This window comes from Halobacillus sp. KGW1, assembly GCF_001592845.1.
In the GTDB taxonomy this organism is placed as follows: Bacteria; Bacillota; Bacilli; order Bacillales; family Halobacillaceae; genus Halobacillus.
Map to the genome: position 1 here is coordinate 182300 of NZ_LSOC01000003.1, position 20347 is coordinate 202646.

24 protein-coding genes and 1 riboswitch are annotated in these 20347 nt (G+C 45.9%); of the genes, 1 reads left to right on the plus strand and 23 read right to left on the minus strand.

Features of this window, described 5'->3' with window-relative positions; genetic code table 11:
• Positions 1 to 21 precede the first annotated feature (21 nt).
• Positions 22 to 1359 carry a 5'-deoxyadenosine deaminase gene (locus AXG56_RS09940; protein WP_026578211.1) on the minus strand — a complete coding sequence of 446 codons (1338 nt, stop codon included), beginning with the start codon at positions 1357 to 1359 and terminating at the stop codon, positions 22 to 24.
• Between the two features lie 60 nt (positions 1360 to 1419).
• Positions 1420 to 1519: riboswitch (purine riboswitch) on the minus strand.
• A gap of 276 nt (positions 1520 to 1795) precedes the next feature.
• On the opposite strand from AXG56_RS09940, the gene AXG56_RS09945 reads away from it, so the two are divergent.
• Positions 1796 to 3175, plus strand: coding sequence for a YfcC family protein (locus tag AXG56_RS09945; protein WP_008635614.1), 1380 nt, complete (start codon positions 1796 to 1798; stop codon positions 3173 to 3175).
• A gap of 35 nt (positions 3176 to 3210) precedes the next feature.
• On the opposite strand, the gene AXG56_RS09950 is transcribed toward AXG56_RS09945, so the two are convergent.
• The 22 genes from AXG56_RS09950 to fliS all read right to left on the minus strand — a co-directional run bounded on the left by AXG56_RS09950 (position 3211) and on the right by fliS (position 20342).
• A complete protein-coding gene (locus tag AXG56_RS09950; protein ID WP_062514258.1) occupies positions 3211 to 3654 on the minus strand; it encodes a GNAT family N-acetyltransferase in 444 nt (147 codons plus the stop codon).
• 13 nt (positions 3655 to 3667) lie between these two features.
• Positions 3668 to 3853 (minus strand): hypothetical protein, encoded by a 186-nt coding sequence (locus AXG56_RS19445; RefSeq protein ID WP_008635609.1) that lies wholly within the window; start codon positions 3851 to 3853, stop codon positions 3668 to 3670.
• A gap of 83 nt (positions 3854 to 3936) precedes the next feature.
• Entirely contained in the window at positions 3937 to 5199 is a 1263-nt protein-coding gene (locus AXG56_RS09960; RefSeq protein ID WP_062514259.1) for an FtsW/RodA/SpoVE family cell cycle protein, read from the minus strand.
• On the minus strand, positions 5196 to 5618 hold the full coding sequence (locus tag AXG56_RS09965) for a PadR family transcriptional regulator (RefSeq protein ID WP_082794462.1): 423 nt from the start codon (positions 5616 to 5618) through the stop codon (positions 5196 to 5198). The genes AXG56_RS09960 and AXG56_RS09965 overlap by 4 nt, the downstream gene beginning before the upstream one ends.
• Positions 5608 to 6129, minus strand: a complete 522-nt coding sequence (locus AXG56_RS09970; RefSeq protein ID WP_062515234.1) for a sigma-70 family RNA polymerase sigma factor — start codon at positions 6127 to 6129, stop codon at positions 5608 to 5610. Before AXG56_RS09970 ends, AXG56_RS09965 begins: the two co-directional genes overlap by 11 nt.
• A 120-nt stretch (positions 6130 to 6249) precedes the next feature.
• Entirely contained in the window at positions 6250 to 6906 is a 657-nt protein-coding gene (locus tag AXG56_RS09975) for an HAD family hydrolase (RefSeq protein ID WP_062514262.1), read from the minus strand.
• A 119-nt stretch (positions 6907 to 7025) separates the two neighbouring features.
• Positions 7026 to 7391 carry a hypothetical protein gene (locus AXG56_RS09980; protein ID WP_161484908.1) on the minus strand — a complete coding sequence of 122 codons (366 nt, stop codon included), beginning with the start codon at positions 7389 to 7391 and terminating at the stop codon, positions 7026 to 7028.
• Between the two features lie 64 nt (positions 7392 to 7455).
• Positions 7456 to 7779, minus strand: a complete 324-nt coding sequence (locus AXG56_RS19765) for a DUF6366 family protein (RefSeq protein WP_235601493.1) — start codon at positions 7777 to 7779, stop codon at positions 7456 to 7458.
• A 100-nt stretch (positions 7780 to 7879) separates the two neighbouring features.
• Positions 7880 to 9067, minus strand: coding sequence for a PDZ domain-containing protein (locus AXG56_RS09990; RefSeq protein ID WP_062514266.1), 1188 nt, complete (start codon positions 9065 to 9067; stop codon positions 7880 to 7882).
• Positions 9068 to 9166: 99 nt separating this feature from the next.
• Complete coding sequence (locus AXG56_RS09995; protein WP_062514268.1) at positions 9167 to 10663, minus strand: S41 family peptidase; 1497 nt, start codon at positions 10661 to 10663, stop codon at positions 9167 to 9169.
• A 227-nt stretch (positions 10664 to 10890) separates the two neighbouring features.
• Positions 10891 to 11577 carry a cell division ATP-binding protein FtsE gene (ftsE, locus tag AXG56_RS10000; protein WP_008635590.1) on the minus strand — a complete coding sequence of 229 codons (687 nt, stop codon included), beginning with the start codon at positions 11575 to 11577 and terminating at the stop codon, positions 10891 to 10893.
• Between the two features lie 157 nt (positions 11578 to 11734).
• Positions 11735 to 12100: a cytochrome c551 gene (gene cccB, locus AXG56_RS10005; RefSeq protein WP_062514270.1), complete on the minus strand. Its 366-nt coding sequence runs from the start codon at positions 12098 to 12100 to the stop codon at positions 11735 to 11737.
• Positions 12101 to 12155: 55 nt separating this feature from the next.
• Positions 12156 to 12995, minus strand: coding sequence for a YitT family protein (locus AXG56_RS10010; protein WP_008635586.1), 840 nt, complete (start codon positions 12993 to 12995; stop codon positions 12156 to 12158).
• Positions 12996 to 13206: 211 nt separating this feature from the next.
• A complete protein-coding gene (gene galU / locus AXG56_RS10015; protein WP_026578206.1) occupies positions 13207 to 14088 on the minus strand; it encodes a UTP--glucose-1-phosphate uridylyltransferase GalU in 882 nt (293 codons plus the stop codon).
• Positions 14089 to 14210: 122 nt separating this feature from the next.
• Positions 14211 to 15315, minus strand: a protein-coding gene (prfB, locus tag AXG56_RS10020) for a peptide chain release factor 2 (RefSeq protein ID WP_152413350.1) whose coding sequence is annotated in 2 segments (ribosomal slippage) — positions 14211 to 15242 and positions 15244 to 15315 — 1104 coding nt in all. Because the reading frame shifts where the segments join, the coding sequence is not laid out codon by codon here.
• A 72-nt stretch (positions 15316 to 15387) separates the two neighbouring features.
• Entirely contained in the window at positions 15388 to 17901 is a 2514-nt protein-coding gene (gene secA, locus AXG56_RS10025; protein WP_008635580.1) for a preprotein translocase subunit SecA, read from the minus strand.
• A 120-nt stretch (positions 17902 to 18021) separates the two neighbouring features.
• Positions 18022 to 18186, minus strand: coding sequence for a hypothetical protein (locus AXG56_RS19450; protein WP_161484909.1), 165 nt, complete (start codon positions 18184 to 18186; stop codon positions 18022 to 18024).
• Positions 18187 to 18206: 20 nt separating this feature from the next.
• Complete coding sequence (locus AXG56_RS19455) at positions 18207 to 18347, minus strand: hypothetical protein (RefSeq protein ID WP_161484910.1); 141 nt, start codon at positions 18345 to 18347, stop codon at positions 18207 to 18209.
• A gap of 44 nt (positions 18348 to 18391) precedes the next feature.
• A complete protein-coding gene (gene hpf, locus AXG56_RS10030) occupies positions 18392 to 18949 on the minus strand; it encodes a ribosome hibernation-promoting factor, HPF/YfiA family (RefSeq protein ID WP_008635578.1) in 558 nt (185 codons plus the stop codon).
• A gap of 259 nt (positions 18950 to 19208) precedes the next feature.
• Positions 19209 to 19580, minus strand: a complete 372-nt coding sequence (locus AXG56_RS10035; RefSeq protein ID WP_161484911.1) for a hypothetical protein — start codon at positions 19578 to 19580, stop codon at positions 19209 to 19211.
• A 22-nt stretch (positions 19581 to 19602) separates the two neighbouring features.
• Positions 19603 to 19953: a hypothetical protein gene (locus tag AXG56_RS10040; RefSeq protein WP_008635569.1), complete on the minus strand. Its 351-nt coding sequence runs from the start codon at positions 19951 to 19953 to the stop codon at positions 19603 to 19605.
• A complete protein-coding gene (gene fliS, locus AXG56_RS10045; RefSeq protein WP_008635562.1) occupies positions 19953 to 20342 on the minus strand; it encodes a flagellar export chaperone FliS in 390 nt (129 codons plus the stop codon). The genes AXG56_RS10040 and fliS overlap by 1 nt, the downstream gene beginning before the upstream one ends.
• Positions 20343 to 20347: the final 5 nt, after the last annotated feature.

Sequence of the window (20347 nt, forward strand, 5' to 3'; positions counted from 1 at the left end):
GCTTTTCAGCACATTAAACAATTACGTTAACACAGGCGTACGCTTTATGAGTCTTTTAATCGATACGTCAGCTTCTTTTAGAACGACCGCTTTATCCATCGTTTTCATTTTTCGATTTTCCATCAAAAATCTGCCCCCAACCATAGTCGATTCCACATCCGCCCGGGTAGCGGAATAGACGATTCTGGAAATCGGGTCCACCCCATGCATTGGATAGGTATGAAAATCTTCCAAATTCAATATCGACAAATCCGCTTTCTTTCCCACTTCGAGACTGCCGATCTCTTTTTCCATACCAACAGCTTTCGCGCCACCGATCGTTGCCATTCGAAATACGGTTCTGGCATCCATAGCTGTCGGACCATGAAAAGGTTTCGGCAGTAAAGCAGCAAGTCTCATCTCCTGAAACATATCCAGATTATTGTTACAGGGTGCTCCGTCCGCACCTAAACTGAGCGAAATGCCGCGATCCAACATACCTTTCGTATCAGCAATGCCTGATGCAAGCTTCAAGTTCGACCCTGGACAATGGCTGACATGGACCCCTTTTTCCTTAATGATTCGTTTTTCCACTTCATCCAACCATACACAATGAGCAAGTATTAAACGCTCGTTGGCAAGGCCCAGATGATCCAGATAAACGACATTTCTCATACCGGTCTCCGCTTCAACGATGGCAATTTCCCCTCGATTTTCAGACGCATGGGTGTGGACGAATATTTGACGTTCTTTTGAAAGACGCGCAACTTCCCTTAACAACTCCTCCGTGCAAGAGACAGCAAATCTAGGCGAAAAAGCATAACGGATTCTTCCCCCGTCGTAGTTATGCCATTTATCCAACAAGTCGAGACTATCCATGACGGATCTCTCCGTCGTTTCCTGAAGCTCACGCGGCACCTCATCCCCCTTATCCATCATCACTTTCCCTGAGAGCGCTCGAATACCACTCTCCGACAAGGCCCGGAATGCCGAATCTGTATGATGGACCGTTTCCATATCCACTACAGTCGTCGTTCCGCTTTGAATCAATTCACCAATCCCAAGCATGGCGGAATAATAGACAGATTCCTCATCATGAGCTGCTTCCAGCGGCCATATCCTGTTCTTTAACCAATCCATCAACTCCAAATCATCGCCGCGCCCCCGAAAGATCGTTTGACATAAATGGATGTGCGTTTGCACAAAACCGGGGATGACCGTTCTGCCACCGGCGTCCACCATTCGATGAGCACGGGATTCTTGTAGATCTTTTCCAATTCCCGCAATAACGTCCCCTTCTATTAATATATCGCCGCACAAAACCTCTTCGTCCGCATTCATCGTTACGATTTCCGCATTTTTAATTAACGTTATCTCCAACAAACCCACCCCTTCATTTAATAAGAGAGCAAGGAGATACTCCAACCCAACTGATCCACAGAGATCCCCCTCTGCGTTGCGTAGCCGGGAATTTACGGTTCCCTGTAGAAACACCCGAACCAATTATCAGGTTTATACGAACACTTTCAGCAATCGTACCCTGGTTTTTCCAATCACTCAACAGTTATGTCACATTATGTAACAAACAAATTCAATGGTTCCTTCGCCCTCCTTTGTTGATGAAATCCAAAAATTCAGAAATATTATAGTCATTTTAACTAATGACCATCATTCATTCGTTAGATATAATGTCAACAAATCTTACATAACTTGTAATGAAACAGGAGGAGATCTTATCAGTTTACCTAATTTGGCATCTCAAACACCCCGTCCAGCACAGAAAAATCTGCCTGAAGGGGCTCCAAGAAAATTTCAAATGCCCCATATCTACGTCATCTTGTTTACATTCAGCGCTCTGGCAGCCATTGCTACCTACTTCATTCCCGCAGGAACCTACGACAGGATTGAGGGACCGGAGGGCAGAACTACGATTGATCCCACCTCTTATCAAGCAGCCGAATCCAACCCCACCAGTTTAATGGACTTTATGCTGGCTTTCCCTCAAGGATTGGTTAGCGCCGGTTCCGTGGTATTCTTCACCTTCATTATTGGCGGCTTATTCATGGTTCTTAGAAAAACGGGCATTATCGAAAACGCAGTAGATGGATTGACGAGGACATTTGCCGGCAGAAGCCTGGCGGTCGTCCCGGTTCTGATGATCACCTTTGCAGTCGTCTGCAGTTTAATAGGAACACAGGAACTGAGCCTCGTCTATGTGCCTGTCATCCTTCCTCTCATCATCGCACTGGGTTACGACTCCATGACCGCTGTAGCCATAGCCCTCTGTGCGACAACAGCAGGTTTCACTGCCGGATTCTTAAACCCGATTAACACGGGGCTCGGCCAGCAGCTTGCCGGTGTCCCTTTATACAGCGGCCTCGGTCTGCGCCTAGGAATATTCCTTATCATCATTACTATTGGTATCCTTTATGTCATGAAATACGCGAAGAATATACGCACTACTCCATCTGCCAGTTTTGTCTATGAAGAAGACAAAGAAAAACGACAGCTCTATTCTTCCGCCGATCAAACAAAACGCTACAAGGCAACAAAAAGACAAAAAGCAGCAGCCGTTACAGCGCTCCTTTTCTTCGGAATTCTTGTTTATGGTGTCCTGAAACATGGTTGGTTCATGATGGAAATGGCCGGGCTGTTCATTATGATGGGTATCGTGGTCGGGCTCGTGGCAGGATTGTCGACCAGTGATATATGCGATGGCTTTAATGAAGGCTTTAAAAACGTCCTGCTCGGCGCATTCATCGTAGGTGTCGCAAGAGCCGTAGCCGTCATCATGGAAGAAGCGCAAATTATGGATACGATTGTTTTTTATCTCGGAGAATGGGTCGGGCATTTCCCTTCCATTTTCAGCGCCATCGGCATGTTCGGTGTGCAATTACTGTTCAACTTCCTCGTGCCGTCAGGAAGTGGTCAAGCGCTCGTGACCATTCCGATCATGGCTCCTCTTGCCGAAATCATCGGCGTCACAAAACAAACAGCCGTACTCGCTTATCAATTAGGGGACGGGCTCGGAAATATTCTTTACCCGACGTCCGGATATTTCATGGCAACTCTGGTACTAGCCGGCGTGAAGTGGCAGAAGTGGGTCAAGTTCTACCTGCCACTGTTCGGGATGTGGGTGGGCGTCAGCATCCTCTTTCTCATCCTGGCACAATGGCTTCAGTGGACAGGAGTATAAAAAAAAGAACAGCACCGAATTCGGTGCTGTTCTTTTTATGTTTGTTTCACCATTACAATCCGATTTTCTTTTTCCACAAAGCCGTTCTTTATGTAGAAATCGGCAGCGTCACCTGCATGGCTTGTCAGTAGATTAATAGAAGAAACACCTTTCTCCTCTAGGAATTCTTCTAAAGACCGCATTAAAAAAGAACCGGCACCCCGGCCCTGCAAACGATTGTCGATACAGAATTCCGCTATATAGAAGGTCCACCCTCCCGACGTCCGCCTGCTGTTTCCAATAGTAAAACCGATCATTTTCCCTTCCGCATACAAAGCCAGACCGAAACTTTTAGGTGTATTCATTAAATCGCGCAATCGTTCCTCTGCAGCCGTCACGGACCATGATTCAAGCCAGGGGGCTGACTGAAAAATAGTCCGAAACAGCTCCACACAGGATACGAGGTCTTCTCCTTTCAAAGAAGCCGTGCTGTAGTTCAAACCTATCCCTCCATTAATTGAAAAAGCCGTAATAAATGAAACCCGCCAGCGAAAACAGCGGAATGACGAAGAGCAGCGACCCTCGTAAAGCCCGAAAATAAGAGCGGAAGCCTCCACCCTCATCACTAACGGAAGCGATCTCCATCGACAGCCAGATGATCGTAAGCAATCCCAGTCCAATACCCGCCAGAACATTCATTACGTCCACCTCCATTTTTTCCCTTTCCACTAGTTTACCACAGTCTCCCTTTTAAATGACCGAATTTTCAGTTTAATAAGGAATTAGTGGACGTATATTATATCTTTTTTCCGGTGTACGCTGAGGACGAGTCCGAACACTAAAGCACTCATAACCGTCGGATAGAAGCCGTAGCTGAAAAACGGCAAAGAGATTCTCGTAATAGGAAGAAGACCCACGATCATCAATATATGATAGAAGGTTTGAACAGTGAAGAACACTCCTCCACCCGTCACCAACATTTTCCCGAACGGATCCCTTACCCTTAGATGAACGAGGACAAGACGTATGATAAGAAGGACGAGAACGAACAGGACTATGAACGCAGTAATCCAGCCAAAGTGATAGACGAGACTGGCATACATGAAATCTTCATATGGAGAAGTCAAAACATCCGGCTCACTCCTGTGTCCGAACCAGCCGCCGTTCAAGAGCATATATCTGACTCCCATATAGACAGCTCCACTTCCTTCTGTAAATTGCTCCGGATGAAGGAAGGCGAGCAATCGTTCTTTTTGATATACTTCCATGTGTTTCCATACCCATACACCACCACCAACTATAACTGCTGATCCACCGATTAATACCCCCGCAATCATCCTCCTGTGCCAGTTTGCATTCCATGCCATTGCAATAAAGGCAGTCAGTAATAGAAACAGCGATGCGATGTCGGGCATCATCACATAGAGAAACAAAGGAAGAGCAATCATGGCAAGACCTATCCATCTATTTGAACTTTTCTTTACGAAAAAGGCAGCGAATCCAACCAGCAGCAACGGGAGGAACATGAATGCTTTGAAAGAGAGGGGACCAGCCTGCAAAACTGGAGCTCCGTTGACAAAAGATACCGGAAGGACCAGTAAAGAAAACAGCCCTGCCACCCCGAATCCATACACTAACCCACCCCACTTCCTCAACAAACGATAGTCCAGAAAGAACAAAGCTGTCATAATCGCTATGCCTAGCGTTGTGTACAACACTTTGTTCCAAGTCGAGTATCCTTGGTCTATTCCGTAATCAAAAACCGGAAGAAAACTAAGAGTGATGGCGATACCGAGAAGCAATACCATCCACCAATCTGTCTTCGGACGATGAAGCTTATTTAAATCCATACCAAGGGAAACCGGGTTCCCCATTTGTTCCACCGCCTGTTGTTCTGCATGATCATGTGGGATACCTTCCTTAACGAGACGCTCCCTTTCGGTCTCTAAATGGCGAGCCAACTCTTCTCCTACCAGTTCCCTCGCTTCTTTGTTTTTAATATGTCCCTTTACTTGGTGTAAGAAATCACTTTCGACTCTGGTCATACGTGAATCACCGACTCAAGCAAGGGTTGAAACAGAGTCTTTTTCGTTCCAGGGGTAGTTTCGTACTTCTTCAGGAGTCTTTGACCTTTAGATGTCAGTCGATAATATTTAACGTCCGATTCCCAGGATGAAGAGAGATAGGACTGGTTCTCCAGTTTGTGCAACAGAAGATAGAGTCTGCCTTCCTCGCCGTCAAACCTTGTAATCCCTCTCACTCTAAGCTGCTGCGTCAAATGATGCCCGTTTTTCTTATACACAAGCAGTTGGAAGACAACAAGTAACACATCAATATCCCTTTCTCCCTCCTGTTTCCGTATATGGTTGATAACGGTCTCCATTTTTTCTTCACTAAACCGAAGCCTGCCTAATGCTGTTTCATCTAGAGAATGTTTTAATCTCTTCAATCGTTCATCCATCATACAAATCTCCTCCCAATTGATTTTCAAGCAGTTCCTTCGCCCGTTTAAGACGGGTCTTGATCGTATTTTCACTCTTCTTTGTCACGTTTCCAATTTCCTTGGCAGTCATCTCTTCGTAATAATAGAGATAAATGACTTCCCGATACTTCGGAGGGAGCTGCATGACAGCCGCTATTAGTTCTACATCCATAAAGCCCCGAACAACCTTTTCCTCCGTGCCCAAAGGCTCCTCCTTCTGCCTAAGCGTCTCTTCTCCTACAGCGATGACTTTTCTGTTGTACCAGCTCTTTAAATAATCTTTGCATTGATTGATTGCAATTCGCCACAACCACGTTTTCAGTTTTGAGGTACCGTTATATTTATGCAGATTTGTATAGCACTTAATGAAAATCTCCTGGGTGAGGTCCTCCGCTATTGCCTGGTTTCTCACATATGTATAAACAAGCCGAAGCACATCATCTCCATACGTATGCATAATTTCCGCAATTGCCCGTTCCTTGTCTTCTAACATCGTGTATTTCTCGATTGATTGTTCCACATTCTCGCCTCCTGCCTATTTAACGACACTACCTGACTTATAGTTTTCTTTTTCTCATAAAAAAAAGAAATTCCCGTTGAAAAGGAACTTCTTCTAACGATGAAAGATGGGGCGCAGTTCTTTCCAGTCCTTCCATATGTAATCCGCCGGTACTCCCTTACTTCGACCGTCGTCTTTCCACGCTGTCTGCATACCGGCATTCCTTGCTCCTTCTATATCGTTCACGGGGTGATCGCCGAGGAATACACAAGCTTCCGGAGATACACACAAGGCGTCCACAGCTCGTTGAAAAATAGCGGGGTCAGGTTTCTTTATCCCTTCCGTTTCCGATACAAGAATAACATCTACATACGGATCCAATCCGAGCGCGGTGATGTTGGCCCTTTGAAAACCGCTTTTGCCATTAGTAATGATACCGATAAGAAGCTTCTCCGTTTTCCACTTCCTGACCGTTTCCATCATGCCGGGAAAAGGAATGCAGTAGCACGGAAAATGGTTAATGTAGTCGGCCAGCAGCCACTCCCATGTCAAAGAGGAGATAGAAAACTCCTCGATGAGCTGCTGATATACAATATCCTTCCAAACGTATCCATGGTTATCCAGTTCGATGAAACGATCCACATAGTCCTGTTTTGGTACGTGAGTCAATTGCTCCGTCAAACGGTCATACTGTGCCGTGACAAACCGTTTAAGGGAAGAATCCCTATCAAGCATCGTTCCATCTAAATCACAAAGAACGGCTTTAATCATGAACCAGAACCTCCATAAAAAAAGTAATGATAGTACTCCACCGGTTACAATCTCCCTAAAAAGAAAGGAAGATTCGGCGGCCAGTCTCTATCGGTTTCCATTAAAAAGAATCACCATTCTCAATCATAGAAAGCTTCCCGATAGAATTGTATGATTTTAGTACCAATATAGGTGGAACGATCCGGGTACTCCTCCCTGTAATAAGCATTCCAATAGCTGATCACTCGGCTCTCGATAAGCTGATGGAAGACAGGGTTATCCAAAAGGAACCTGTTTAATTCCTCTGTATCGAGCCTCCGCCTGTTGTCATATATGACATGGAGGATTTCCTTCACATACTCCCCGGACAGACGAATTACATATGGCAGCACCCAAGGATACACGTTTTTAAAGCTCAGGATTTTCTCCAGCTGATTCTGTCTTTCAAATCCATCGTGATGTCTTGAAAAAAGGCAGGCCGCGATCATCTGCTGCTGGTCTGTCAAGTTATTAACCAGCCGAGAGGAGATGGGCTTATCGTACATTCGTTCAGGGATCACGAGTTCTGTTTCATGAAACCGTACACAAAAGGTTCCGGAAACATGGAACGTTTTTTTTCTCCATAATGATAGAACTACCCGTACATCTTCTGCTAAACACGGTGGGAAGGCTTTTTCCAAGCAGCTTATACTCCGCCCCCTGCTCATTAAAAACCTGGTAAATGACATACCCGACGATCAGCAGCACGAGAAACAGCGTCGTCCACTTTGACCCGAGTGCTCCGACCAAATCCGGCAGTGCCCCGCCTCCGGATGCACTCGATGAGTTACGCTTGATGTCCTTCGCACGCATACGTTCTCTTCTTTCTTCCGGTGTTTCCTTTGCTTCACTCATCCCCACTCCTCCTTTTTACAATTATTTCAAACGAATCTTTTTATCACAAGAAAAAAGGTCACCACCACAGCGGAAACCGGTGTGGCAGTGACCTATTGTTTTAAAAGAAACCTACCGAGGATTCGTGAGCTGGTGGCTCTACAAAAACAATTCCTAATTCAAAGTGTTCCCCTTCATACATAGCACGCTGTACGTAGCGGTTTTCCCCCTCCGCGTCACGGACCTCCAGCTTCGTAAAAGCGCCGGTATTCTGCAGAGCTTCATAGAACTGATTCTCTGTACGGACAGGGATACTGTTCACACGCTCAATCACTTCACCGGGAACAAGCCCCATCTGACTGGCAGGGCTTCCCGGAAGAATACCCAGAATCCGAACGCCCTTTGGATTGGAGGAGAAGAAAGCAGGTCTATCTTCCCTCAGCCGGTGCAGGATATGAATCATTTCCCGCCCTAAAAGACTTACTATTACCGCCGCAAGGGAGAGGGCGTGGATATAAAAGCTGGCACCGGCCAGACAAAGGACCAGAAACGCAAGAAGGAACGTATGTCTTCCTAATGCCTTTGCTGCCACTTCCGGCGCCTGTCCCCGTGCCGTCCATTCCGATCCCATGACGAACGGAATAAGAATGAGGCCAAAGCCGTCCTGTCCAATTGGAAACAGCGGCCACCAGGAGGCGAGCGATTCGATACTTCCCGAAGGTAGAAGGGCAAAGAAAGGCACAACAGCGATATTCCGCGAACGGTGCTGTCCGATCCACATGCCTCGGCTTCCCATCACCCGCTCCGGATAAGTGTGAGAAGGTGTTGTCTTCAAAAAAAGAAACGCTTCGACGAACAATAACACCGCCAACACAAGGACTACCCCTGTCAGCGGAGTTTGTTCCAGAGATTCCACCGAGCCATTGGAACGATATCTTTCCGGCAGGAGCGGAAGGAACAAAAGCAGCAAATAACTGATTCCAAGCGTATAAGCCGGCGAGTACCAATTTGATTTTCCCGTCAAACTAACCAGAAGAAGAACGACCGATACAAGCAGAAGAAAAGAAAAGCTGATAACTATTCCTCCTCCGACAGCAAGAATGGATAACAGCAGCCCTGCAGCGATCGATAGTACGACCGTCCCGCGCCAATCGGAATATCGATCAAAAATACGAATGCCGAAGGTGGCACGCTCCTTCTTTATACGCTTCACAGCAAACCAAGCCATTCCAAAAAATGCTATGTACAAAAAGGGCTGGGCGAATGCTCGCCCGATCCCCCGCAAAAGCTCCCAAATCCAAACGTCCAACGTGATTCTCCTTTCTGAATCTTCTTGATGTCTTATGTACGAAAAAATCCGCAGTCATCGACTACGGATATAGTTCGGCAAACTTCAACAGAATCCTCCTTATTGGAACAAGACGTCCAAGGCTTTCTGCATCTGTTTATCATTGTCCTCGTTACGAACTTCCTCAATAATTGCCTCTTCCAGTTTTCCACCGGTCTCTTCGTCGACTTCACCGGTTACGGAAAGGTCCGCTTCCTTCTGAAAATCTTTGACAGCGGCTTCCGTTCCTTTACTGAAATAGCCGTCCGTACGGCCGGGATCGTGACCGAGCCCCTTCAGCATCTTCTGGATGTTTCCTACTTTCTCATCCGTGTCATTGTATTTCAACGGTTCTTTGATTTCCACCGGATTGGTATAAAAATAGGCCGGCTGTTTTACTTCCACCGTCGGTTTGATCCCTTTTTCGTGGATCCAGTTACCGTCCGGTGTCAACCATTTGAAGAGGGTAAGTTTGATGGTGCTTCCATCCCCCATCGGAATCGCCTGCTGAACCGTACCTTTACCGAAACTCTTCGTTCCAACAAGGTCATAGCCTCCTGCTTCCTGCATCGATGCCGCTAATATCTCAGAGGCGGAAGCACTGCCTTCATCCATCAATACCGTAATCGGATAGTCCTTCTTCTTACTCTTACTGGAATATTCCTTCGAAATTTCTCCATTCCGATCTTCCACCTGTACGATCGGTTTATCATCCGTGAGGAATTCTTTCAGAATATCTTTGACATCCGTGAACAATCCCCCTGGATTTCCACGGACATCGATCACAAGACCTTCCATTCCATCCTCTTCCAGCTTCTGCAGGGCTTCATGAAATTCATCAGACGTCTGTTCCGAGAAGGAAGTAATCTCAATCACTCCGGCCTTTTTACCATCGATCGTCTTCATATCGCTGTAGACGGTCTCCAACGGAATATCGTCACGTACCAGCTTAATACTGAGCGGGTCCGTCACCCCGGGGCGGTCGATCTCGAGCGTTACCTCTGTTCCTTTTTCCCCACGGATCTTAAGAACCGCATCATACAAATCAAGGCCTTCGACACTTTTACCGTCCACCTTCAGAATCTGATCGTTCGGCTTCAGACCCGCTTCTTCCGCGGGGGAACCTTTAATTGGAGCAACAATGGTCACTTTATCATTGACCATGCTGACTTCTGCGCCGATTCCTTCAAAAGAAGACTCGATCGTCTCATTGAACTGCTCCATCGTTTCCTGATCCATGTAAACACTGTATGGATCTTCGAGCGTATCAAGCATACCCTGAACGGCGCCTTCAACGAGCTTCTTATCGTCTACCTCTTCTACGTAATTCTTCTTGATGACACCCATTGCCTGCTCAATTTTCTTCAAATCCTCCGAGCCAGCCATGTCCTTCAAGAATTCTTTCTGTTCATCTGCAGATAAGCTGCCAAAGTTCTCCGCGCCTTTATCTGCGACTTGTGCGGACTGCGATTGTTGTTCCCCACTGCCGAAGTACTCTATCCCTATGTAAGAGCCTGCTGCTCCCACGAGGACCGCAAGCGCCATCAACAGCGCGATGTAACGCGGTTTCCAATTCATCGCATTCACCCTTCTATAATGGATTTCCCTATGCTGATCGTGCTACCGATGAGCTCGGTGATCATAGACCAATGCCTCTATGTGCTACTACTATATGCATCTTTCCATAAGAGCATGTCCTCTCCATTATAAGTCATCCTCCGCCATCTATCTACCGGTATTTGGATGATATAGCAGGCCTAAAAAAAGAAAAACCACCTCTTTCAGTAAGAGGCAGCCTTCATCTGTCAGTATTGATATCCGTATTCTCCACGGCTTTCATCACGCACGATCATGCCGTCTTCAATCGCTATGACCCGCTTACGAATCGTATTCACGATTTCCTGGCTGTGGGTCGCCATTAACACAGTCGTTCCACCGGCATTAATCTCCTCCAGAATGTGCATGATCTCCCAAGACGTTTCCGGATCGAGATTTCCTGTCGGCTCATCTGCGATGACGACCTTCGGATGATTGACGATGGCACGGGCAATGGATACCCGCTGCTGTTCCCCGCCGGACAATTCATCCGGAAGAAACCGTGCCTTGTTTTTCAGGCGTACTTGATCAAGTACATCCATGACACGGCGGCGGATATTGGCCGGGTTCTCTTCGATTACTTCCAGAGCGAAAGCAACATTCTCATAGACGCTCAGCGTCGGCAGCAGTCTGAAGTCCTGGTAGACAACACCGATCTGCCTGCGCAGTTGAGGAATCTTGCGCTGCTTCATTGTGGACGTATCCATATTGTTTATCGTCACTTTGCCTGTTGTCGGCTTTTCTTCTCTGTAAATTAATTTCGTAAACGTAGACTTACCTGCTCCACTCGGACCGACGATATAGACGAATTCACCTTGATCAATCTTGACATCGACACCGTTCAGCGCTGTCACACCGTTGGTATAGGTTTTATATACCCCTTGCATTTCTATCATATAAGAATCACCTGTATTTCTATATTTGTTAATCCAGTTATCATTGACAAACAAGTCCATTATAACATTAATATTCGATGAATTTAGACATGAAATTATTACAATTGTTTTTCAATGTCGAAAAAAAAGAGCCCGGTACAACCCGGACTCCTTCGTTCTATTCTTCCATTGTAGACAACCATTTGGCCACCAGGTCTGCATCTTCTTCTGATACATCCTGCTGCGGCATGCTGCCACGCCCATTTAAAATAATTTCCTTTATTTCGTCTGCAGAATACTTGGAACCGATCGTTGTCAACGAAGGCCCGAAGCCGCCTTCCAGATTCCCACCGTGACAGTTTGTACAATTAGCTTGATAAACGGCTTCCGCTGCTGAAGCGTCACCATTACTATCTGCACCCGCATCTTCTTCTGTCTGCTCATCTGATCCGGTATCATCCTGCGTTCCGTCTTCCTGTCCACCGCCACAGGCAGCAAGGACAAGTACAAGCCCTAAACATAATACCAACCACCACTTCTCCATCCAAAAAGTCCCCCTTCATGAAACGTACATTCTACTAACCTGTATTATAACCGAGTCACGTCGTTTTGAAACCCTCACCGAGAACTTCGGTCGCATTCATGGCGACAACGAATGCCCGCGGGTCCACCGTTTTAACCGTTTGTGTCAATTTAATGAATTCATTCTGCTGAACGACGCACATAACGACCTGTCTCTCTTTATCCGTATATCCGCCCGATCCGCTTAAAACCGTTACCCCGCGGTCGATCCGCTTGAATATGGCTGCCCTTACTCCATCCACTTCATCCGTTATAATGAGAACATTTTTTGATGTGTTTAATCCAACCTGAACGAAATCAATCGTACGGCTTGTTACAAACAATCCAATCAAGGCGTAAAGACCGGATTCAAGCGAAAAGACGAAAGCCGAAGTGATCACAATCGTTCCGTCCAGCATTGCAACGCAAATTCCGAGAGGGAGGTGTGTATACTTATGTACGACTTGAGCTGCCAGGTCAATCCCGCCTGTAGAAGCTCTGCCGCGAAATACGATGCCGAGACCCAGTCCTACTCCCATACCTCCGAAAATTGCCCCAAGAAGAGGATTGGGAGTCGCAGGGGCAAGTTCACTTGTCAGAAGCACGAATAGCGGGAGTGTAACCGTGCCGACAAACGATTTGATGCCGAAATTTTTGCCGAGAATCAGCAGTCCCATTATAAATAATGGGATATTCAGCGCCCATTGAACAATGCCGGGTTCCCATCCGAAGACGTACTTCGTAATGGTACTAATTCCAGCAACACCACCGGAAGCGATATTATTTGGCAATAAGAATAAATTAAATGCCAGCGCAACGAAGAATGCGCCTACTATAACCAACACATAATCGAACCCATGCCGGAGCAGCGGCGGCATCGGTTCTCTACGGTATTTTTTTGCCATCATCATATTGTCCAACTCTCCCTGAACATTTGTCCCGTTTATTTAACCGATTGGAGTATAACACTAGGCACCCACCGTGTAAATGAATGCCGGATAACGTGTTACCAGAGTAAAGCGTCTATGTATAGTCTCATTCATTCCACCGTTTCTATCCATGAAAAAAAGCAGGGCACCCCTGCTTTTTTCACCGTTGGATTGACTCCTGTTCTTCCAACACCTCATGAAGAAGTTTCAGGACATCATCTCTCATATGTTCCCTCTCCATAGCAATAGAAAGAGTTGTTTTAATAAAGCCAAGTTGATCACCAACGTCATATCGGTCGCCAGTGAATCGATACCCATACACCGGCTGCTCTGCATTCAAACGTTCAATGGCATCGGTCAATTGAATCTCACCGCCGGCGCCTGATTCCTGCGTGGACAACAAATCCATGATCTCGGGTGTGAATATGTAGCGGCCGATGATGGCAAGATTGGATGGGGCGTCTTCCACATTCGGTTTTTCAACGAAGCGCTTCACCCCGTAACGACGATCCTGCTGCTCCTCAGGGTCGATAATACCGTACCGGAAGGTCTCTTCTCTCGGCACTTCTTTAACACCAATCACAGAAGCCCCTGTTTCTTCATACTGTTCCATCAACTGCTTTAAACATGGCTTATCGGCACGCACAATATCATCACCAAGCAGAACCGCAAAAGGCTCATTACCTATAAATTTACGCGCGCACCAGACAGCATGACCGAGCCCCTTCGGCTCTTTCTGGCGAATATAGTGGATATCAACCTTCGCGGATTGCTTCACTTCCTGAAGCAGGTCAATCTTCCCTTTTTTGAAAAGGTTCTCCTCCAGCTCAAACGCGTGATCGAAATGATCTTCAATCGCACGTTTTCCTTTCCCTGTTACGATAATGATATCTTCTATCCCGGACTCAATGGCTTCTTCTACAATGTACTGTATAGTCGGCTTATCAACGATTGGCAGCATTTCTTTCGGCATCGCTTTCGTCGCCGGAAGAAACCTTGTCCCGAGCCCGGCAGCCGGTATAATTGCTTTTTTCACCTTCATCCTTCCTAACGCCTCCTCCGTATGTATCTGCTTTCATAGTAGCAGAATTTCGTTCTTCAGGAAAATCATCTATAATGACAAACAAAAAAAGCTTCCCGCCTTTTGGGCGGAAAGCTTTTATATCATTTATCCATTTGAGAACGAAGGTACGCATTGATGAACTTATCAAGGTCTCCATCCATGACAGCTTGTGTATTTCCATTTTCAATATTCGTCCGGTGATCTTTCACCATTGAATACGGGTGGAAGACGTAAGAACGGATCTGACTTCCCCAGCCGATTTCTTTCTGTTCTCCACGAATATCGTCTAGCTCCTGCTGCTGACGCTCAATCTCAAGTTGATAGAGCTTTGCCTTCAACATCTTCATCGCCTGCTCACGGTTTTTGATCTGAGAACGCTCAGACTGACAGGTTACAACTGTATTCGTTGGCAGGTGGGTAATCCGGACAGCGGAATCTGTTGTGTTAACGTGCTGCCCGCCGGCACCACTGGAACGATACGTATCGATCTTAAGATCTTCTGTTTTCACATCGATTTCCACTTCGTCATTGAATTCCGGCATTACTTCGCACGATACGAAAGATGTGTGACGACGGCCCGAGGAATCGAACGGAGATATCCGTACAAGGCGATGAACGCCTTTTTCCGCTTTCAAGTAGCCGTACGCATTATGACCTTTAATAAGAAGCGTGACACTCTTGACACCAGCTTCTTCTCCCGGAAGGTAATCCATCGTACTGACGGAAAAACCTTTCTTCTCTGCCCACCTGGTGTACATACGCAGCAGAAGGCTCGCCCAGTCTTGTGACTCTGTTCCACCTGCACCGGGATGAAGTTCGAGAATCGCATTATTTTTGTCATAAGGCTCGCTGAGCAAAATGTTAAGCTCATACTCGTTCAAATCCTTAGAGAGCTGCTGGACTTCTTGTATAAGATCTTCCAGCAGTTCCTCATCCGCTTCCTCTTTTACAAGCTCATAGGAAACTTCAAGGTTTTCGTGGGATTCCTCGTGCGCTTCCAGTGTGTGGACTAAACCTTTCAGCCCGTTCACCTCGTCAATGACTTTTTGAGCCGTGTTTTGGTCGTCCCAAAAACCAGGCTCTGTCATTTGTTCCTCTAATTCTGCAATGCGGGTCTTCTTATGATCGACGTCAAAGAGACCCCCTGAAGTCCGCTAATCTCTTAGCTGTATTATCTAACTCGTGGCGAATTTCTGCCATATCCATAAATGATCACTCCTCTTAATATCTAACACACAAGGGAAGACACCCTCTTATATAAAGAGAGTGTCTTCAACCTTATTGACCGTGGCAATTCTTGTATTTCTTACCGCTTCCGCAAGGACAAGGGTCATTTCGACCGACTGTATCTTTCTTCACGAAAGGGGTCTTCTTCTTCGCTTCCTTGCTTTCCCCGCCGCCGGAGACGGCTTTCGCCCCCTGCGCAACTTCCTGTCGTTGAAGGTTGTTGCGAATCTGCGCTTTCATAATATAACGGGCCGCTTCTTCATCAATGTTTGCAATCATCTGTTCAAACATACGGAAGCCTTCAAAGTTATATTCACGAAGTGGGTCGTTCTGCCCATAAGCACGCAGATGAATTCCTTGACGAAGCTGGTCCATCTGATCAATGTGATCCATCCACTTCTGGTCGACGGAACGAAGCAGGATAACTTTCTCAAATTCCCGCATTTGTTCGGATGAAAGCTCTTCTTCCTTCTCGTCATAGCGCAGCTTGACTTTATCGAGGATCAGTTCCTTCATTTCTTCCGGATCTTTACCTTTCAGGTCATCAGCAGTAACGTCCCCTTCCTGAAGAAGGTTAGCTCTCAAATACTCTGCAACTGCTTCCAGGTTCCAGTTTTCGTCCTCGTCATCTGCCGTATGAACATCGACTGTTTGAGACACGACACGTTCTATCATCTGTTCTATGATTTCACGCAGGTTCTCAGAAGTCAGCACTTCATATCGTTGTTTATAGATAACTTCACGCTGCTGGCGAAGCACATCATCATAGGAAAGAACGGTTTTACGAGCATCAAAGTTGTTTCCTTCCACCCGTTTCTGGGCAGATTCAACAGCGCGGGAGATCATTTTACTTTCGATCGGTTGAGAATCATCCATACCGAGACGATCCATCATACTGCGAATATTGTCTGAGGCGAAGCGCCGCATCAATTCGTCATCCGTCGCCAGATAGAACTGGGACATACCAGGGTCCCCTTGACGACCGGAACGACCACGGAGCTGGTTATCGATCCGACGTGATTCATGACGCTCTGTACCGATGACAGCCAGTCCGCCAAGCTCTCTGACGCCTTCGCCTAACTTGATGTCCGTTCCACGACCGGCCATGTTAGTTGCGATTGTCACCGCACCTTTTTGACCTGCATTCTCAATGATTTCCGCTTCTCTGAAGTGGTTCTTCGCATTGAGGACGTTGTGCGGAACGCCGGCTTTATTCAAGTAGCGGGAGATAATTTCAGACGTCTCGACAGCAACGGTACCGACAAGGACAGGCTGCCCAAGATCATAACGCTGTTTGATATCTTCCACTACCGCTTTGAATTTTCCATCCATCGTTTTATAAACGAGGTCCGGCTTATCATCACGCGCAATGTCGCGGTTCGTCGGAATGACAATAACACGCATATTATAAATGTTCAGAAATTCCTCTTCTTCTGTTTTTGCTGTACCGGTCATCCCGGAAAGCTTCTCGTACATACGGAAAAGGTTCTGGAATGTGATGGAGGCAAGCGTCTGGCTTTCATTTTGAATTTCCAAGCCTTCTTTTGCTTCGATAGCCTGGTGAAGACCATCACTGTACCGGCGTCCCTTCATCAAACGGCCTGTGAACTGGTCCACAATGACTACTTCTCCGTCTTCAATGACATAGTCCGTATCACGGTGCATAGAAGAATGGGCCTTCAGCGCCTGATTGATATGATGAATCAAAGAGACGTTGGACAAATCGAACAAGTTCTCAATTTTAAAGAACCGTTCTGCTTTATTAATACCTTCTTCTGTAAGCTGGGCATTTTTCGTTTTCTCATCATACGTAAAGTCCTCTTCTTTCTCAAGAAGACGGACGAACGAGTTTGCAGACTGATACAAGTCTGCAGACTTTGAAGCGGAGCCGGAAATGATCAACGGCGTACGTGCTTCGTCAATTAGAATAGAGTCGACCTCGTCAATAATGGCATAGTGTAACGGACGTTGGACCATCTGTTCCTTATAAAGCACCATATTGTCACGCAGGTAATCAAACCCGAATTCGTTATTCGTTCCGTACGTGATATCAGCCAGATAAGCATCACGTTTCTCTTCCTTGGACATCCCGTTCAGGTTAAGACCGACAGTCAATCCGAGGAATTGGAACAGCTCACCCATTTCCTTCGCGTCACGGCTGGCCAAGTAATCGTTGACCGTGATGATGTGTACACCTTTTCCTGTAATTGCGTTCAAGTAGGCAGGCATTGTGGAAGCAAGAGTTTTACCTTCCCCTGTCTTCATCTCTGCAATATTACCCTCATGCAGAGCGAGCGCGCCTAAAAGCTGGACTTTGAAGGGACGCATCTCAAGAACACGCTTAGAAGCTTCCCGGACGACCGAGAATGCCTCGACAAGCATATCATCCAGCTTCTCGCCTTTCTCATAACGCTCTTTAAATTCAGCTGTCTTATTTGTCAGTTCTTCATCGGATAATTTCTCTATTTGTGATTCCATTGCCTCAATATCGTCGGCAACCTTTTCTAACTTTTTGAGTTGGCGGTTATTTCCATCGCCAAATATTTTTTTTAACGTTCCAAGCATTGAAACCGCTCCTCTATTGATTTCCTATCTTCATTAAATAGTGTAATCCATGTCCTATCATAACACTAAGAGAAGCAGACTGACAATAAAGGAGACAAATGAGGAATTTGTGTGGAAATATTATATTGGGGAGGGGGTTACTTCCTCTTTTAGTGGCTCGTGGAGAAACTGATCCATATCGGAGACACGGCGGTTGGTGGCGGCAATAATCGTAACCAGTTGGGCAATCGTATCTTCCTGTCTTTTCAAACGTTCCTTAACATCCCTGCATTCGTTGCACATCATTCCATCCTCTCCTCATCTAATTAATCTTCTACACTGTTTATACTACATAAATAAGACTGGAGCGAGGAGCCAAATATCAATTCTTCACCGGTTTTCATGTCGAAAATTCCCTTTTCAGCGTATAAAAAAGGAAGAATTGCTACATCAAACTCTACAAACATTAAAAAATCCTCCTGCCGGGGCAGGAGGAGCATCTTTTCTTATATTAAGTTTCGATCAAGCCATAACGGCCATCCCGACGTTTGTAGACAATATTTGTTTCGTCGGTGCTTGCATTTGTGAAGACAAAGAAGTTATGACCCAGCATATCCATTTGAAGAGCCGCTTCTTCGCTGTCCATCGGTTTCAAGTCAAAACGTTTCGTTTTTACGATTTGTACATCGAGTTCATTCTCATCTTGGATCTGGCCCTGCTGAGACTCGCGTTCAAGTTCAGCAAAGACGTATTTCGGAGCACCCTCTTGGCGGAAACGGCGATTCACTTTCGTTTTATGCTTTCGAATCTGTCGTTCCAATTTATCTACCACAAGGTCGATGGCAGCATATAGATCTGTGTTATGTTCCTCGGCACGAAGAAGTAAATTCTTCATCGGGATCGTTACCTCGATTGTCTGCTCATCATTATAGACACTTAAGTTTACGTGTACCTCGGAAGTCGGGGGAGTGTCAAAGTAGCGTTCAAGCTTGCCCACCTTTTTCTCCACATAATCCTTGATAGAATCCGTCACTTCCAAGTTTTCACCACGAATGTTGTATTGTAGCATCAGAAGTGTCCTCCTTTCATCCTTATGTGATATATATTCTACCATACCCATGGCCTTTCCTGCATAAACTTTCTAAATATTTTGTCATATTTGTGTCGGTAATTGCTGGAAGGTGTCAATCGGAGGGAAAAACGTTGATTTTCGACGGTCGCATTAAGTAGAAAAATATAAACATCGGGTGGAAGAGGGTGTTTCTTCTATCAAAGGAGAACTTAAAAAAGCCCCCTTACTAAGAAGAGGACGGACTTGTTTCTCTCTATTAATGGGTGACATATGGATACAGATACCGCTGAACGTCCAGTTTCCAAGCTTCATAACTTGGAATGATCCGGGTACGAAGGAGAAGTATTTTCCCTTCTTCTGTATCTTCATCAAACCATGCCTGTAAATGAATGATCATCCGACTGAATTCTTCTAAAAGCAGGTGCATCCCCTCTTCGTTGAAGATGTCTGCTATCTGCTCATGGGTGTGGTTCATCTGGATGAAGGCATCCAGGATATCCTGGAAAACCACTGGTGTCCTGAATGAACCTCCATCACAGATTTGTTTTTCCACATATTCCAACCCTTCACTGATTGTATGTATTAGGTTGTCATATTGGATAAGCAAGTAGTGCTGAGCTTCTGCCAAAGCTTTCAAATAATCACCTATTCTACTTCTTATGGTCCAGATACATCCCGTCATAACCAGAAATGCTTTGATACGGATTTGTATAGCTTTGTTTTGATTTTTTCTGCTTCTTCATGTTCCGCATATCCCTTTTTAACCCTTCAAAAAGAAACTCCATCTTTTGATTAATCACAAGATCATGGTTACCGACAGCTCTAACCAGTTCTTGCTCTGATCGAGAAGGCTGAGGAAGATGGGGAAGCAAATCATCTCTTTTCGCTAAAAGTTTCTGAATATCTGCAATGATTCCCGCTCTATTCTGGTCCGTTACGGGCTGTTCTACAGTGTGTTTCAGTTCTTTCGTTACTGTTAGAAACTGCTCCCACACACACATCAAGCATTCCCGCCGGAACCATGCTGAAGTTTCCTGTCAGCAAGCAGCACCTGCTTCCAAGTATCACGAAACTCCTCCACCATTCCTTGAACTTCATCAAGAACGCCGGTATCATTTTTCGTATTCGCTTCGATCAAGCGACGGTTCATATAATCATAGAGCGGAAGAATCTGTTTCGATACCTCATACTGATCGTCGATGGTGACCATCAGCTCCTGGATAATCTTCTGGGCTTTTTGAATGTTTGTATTTTTTGCTTCGATCTCGTTGCTTTCCATCGCTTTTTTCCCGGCTTTAATAAACTTAATACAGCCATTATAAAGCATGAGCGTCAGTTCCCCGGGAGAAGCTGTGGAAACAGAGTTGTTTTGATACGCTTGAATAGACATCTATC